The following is a 2,113-nucleotide window of genomic DNA, read 5'->3' as shown; positions in this document are numbered from 1 at the left end:
TCTAATTCACTAATTATTGATGTTTTTTGAACGCTACTATCCTTAATACTCATTTTTTCAACAGAATTTAAATATTCTGTTTCATTAAATGCATCCATCTTTTTTATACCATACATTTTATAAAAAATAGATTCACAAGATGTAAATAAAAAAAAGATGGATATTATAGTAATATATTTTTTCATTAATTAATATGAACTAAATCTACTACAACAGCTGTTGCATTTCCTTCATAAATACCAGGTTTTATTGCTAAATTAGGGGTTACTGGAACATATGAAGTAATAGGAAGATAATAGTCAGAAGTTAAACCTTCTCCTGATTCAATAGGATTGATAATCAGTTTATCTTCAATTAAAGTAATTTTCCAATCAGATTCTTCAAGAGGTTTTAAAGGTAATTCTTGTTCCATTGCGCCAAAAATTAAACAAATACCGGGTTTTCTATTACAATCAACACCAAACCCCCATTTTAACTTAGGCCATGCAACTAAATTTTCTTCTGCTTCTACTGATTTAGTAGAAAACTCAGTAGAAGCAACTTTATTTATTTTAGAATTTAAAGGAATATCATTTTTTGTAATCTTAGTCTTTAATAAAAACTCTTTATCTTTTCCTGTTGAAATTGCAGTTAATTCTTTTAAAGATAATGTCTCTTTTTCACTTTTAGTAATACTATTGTTTTCTTTATTACAACTTTGAGATAGAATAGTAATAGACAACGCTAATGTTGTTAATAGAAAGTTTTTTTTCATTTCTTTATGATTTAAAAATTAATTTAGTTAAAAATATGAAATAAAACGAATGTTTACTTCGTAATTCGAATTATTTTTTCTCTACTTCTTCTGTGTAAATCGTCAGCAAAAAGTGGACAAGTAGGTCTAAAGACATAATGAACGTTTTTTGAGACACATTGCTCCTTAAGAGAGAAAACTTAAATATCCAATTTTCTTTGATGATGTACACAACCCTAAAAATAAGGATTATACTGAGTATATGAAAAAGGCTGAAACTTGGTTGTCTAAAAATATGCCTAATTGGAAAGAACTTTTTTAATTTTATGAAATGGTGTTAAAGAAATTTTTCGGGTATTTTTGCGTTAAATCTATTCCTTTTTTAGATTACAGTTTTCTGAGAGGTTTTCAAACAGAGAATATATATTGTTCATATATAGACCTTGAACCAATCTCGGGTGTGTGTGGTACAATTTTATTAAGCGTGTACTCTTCAAACACAAAAGACGAAAAGCTTTTTGGTGATATTATTTGCTATCAGTTCAGTAAAAATGGCATGGATAAGTTTACTGTGGATTTCACTGAAGATGTTTGTATAGAAAGGCAAGATCTTCCATCTTTCAAATATATATCTGATAATGGAACAGCGTTTTATTTGTCGGAAGGGCGATATTTACTTATGTACGCAAATAAAGTTCAGGACCGTAACTCAATAGGTCACCTAAATTATTTTTTTATTCATAGTGCTACCCACATTAGGTTTAAAATCGTTTTAGAATACTATAAACATGAATACGGTATATCTGAGGAAGATCGAGAGAAGTTGTACGATATTATGTCAGAAATTATGAGTCACGATAAAATTGTACGTCATCAAACTAAATTGGACATTTAAGTTTACTTACTGAAGTAGATAAGTGTCTCAAAAAATGTTGGCTCTATAAGAGTTGCTTGTGATGAGTTTGACTTTAGTAGTTCGTAATATATTTTCACCTGATCTCTAAAAGTTAAAGCCATTTTCCCAGGAACTAAGGTGGAACCTATTATCGAGCAGTTGTTAAAAATACCGCGTAGACTAAGAGCTAAAGTTCAGGAAATCACCTTAGATATGGCTAATTCAATGAAAACTATCGCTCTTCGTTGTTTTCCTCAAGCTATACAAGTTACTGATCGATTCCATGTACAGAAACTCGCAATAGAGGCTCTTCAAGATATTCGAATTAAATATAGAAGGGAGGCTATAGATTTAGAAAATAATCAAATTAAAGAGGCTAAATCAAAAGGTAAACGCTTTATAGCTGAAGAGTTTAGCAATGGTGATTCTAGGAAATTATTATTAGCTAGAAGCAGATATTTGCTTTATAAGTCACCTAATAATTG

Annotated in this window: 4 protein-coding genes; 2 read left to right on the top strand and 2 right to left on the bottom strand. The window is 29.4% G+C overall.

What is annotated here, in order from left to right; genetic code table 11:
• Together IP023_RS15685 and IP023_RS15680 are read right to left on the bottom strand one after the other, a co-directional pair.
• A partial coding sequence (locus IP023_RS15685; RefSeq protein WP_241791350.1) for a hypothetical protein occupies positions 1 to 185 on the bottom strand: 185 nt, incomplete at its 3' end.
• Complete coding sequence (locus tag IP023_RS15680; RefSeq protein WP_241791349.1) at positions 185 to 754, bottom strand: hypothetical protein; 570 nt, start codon at positions 752 to 754, stop codon at positions 185 to 187. The genes IP023_RS15680 and IP023_RS15685, both read right to left, overlap by 1 nt.
• A gap of 310 nt (positions 755 to 1,064) precedes the next feature.
• Here IP023_RS15680 and IP023_RS15675 point away from each other — a divergent pair, with 310 nt between their 5' ends.
• Positions 1,065 to 1,628 (top strand): hypothetical protein, encoded by a 564-nt coding sequence (locus IP023_RS15675; protein WP_241791348.1) that lies wholly within the window; start codon positions 1,065 to 1,067, stop codon positions 1,626 to 1,628.
• A gap of 138 nt (positions 1,629 to 1,766) precedes the next feature.
• Positions 1,767 to 2,113: transposase (locus tag IP023_RS15670; RefSeq protein ID WP_241791347.1), on the top strand; the 347-nt coding region annotated here is incomplete at its 3' end.

Origin of the sequence: Sphingobacterium rhinopitheci, assembly GCF_022627575.1 — a bacterium.
GTDB classification, from domain to species: domain Bacteria; phylum Bacteroidota; class Bacteroidia; order Sphingobacteriales; family Sphingobacteriaceae; genus Sphingobacterium; species Sphingobacterium rhinopitheci.
Note: the sequence above shows the minus strand (reverse complement) of the source record. Positions and strands in the feature narration are given on the sequence as shown.

Bases quoted from the DNA above. Each gene is read 5' to 3' on its own strand.
- IP023_RS15680 (WP_241791349.1), bottom strand. From the start codon at position 754: ATGAAAAAAAACTTTCTATTAACAACATTAGCGTTGTCTATTACTATT.
- IP023_RS15675 (WP_241791348.1), top strand. From the start codon at position 1,065: ATGGTGTTAAAGAAATTTTTCGGGTATTTTTGCGTTAAATCTATTCCT.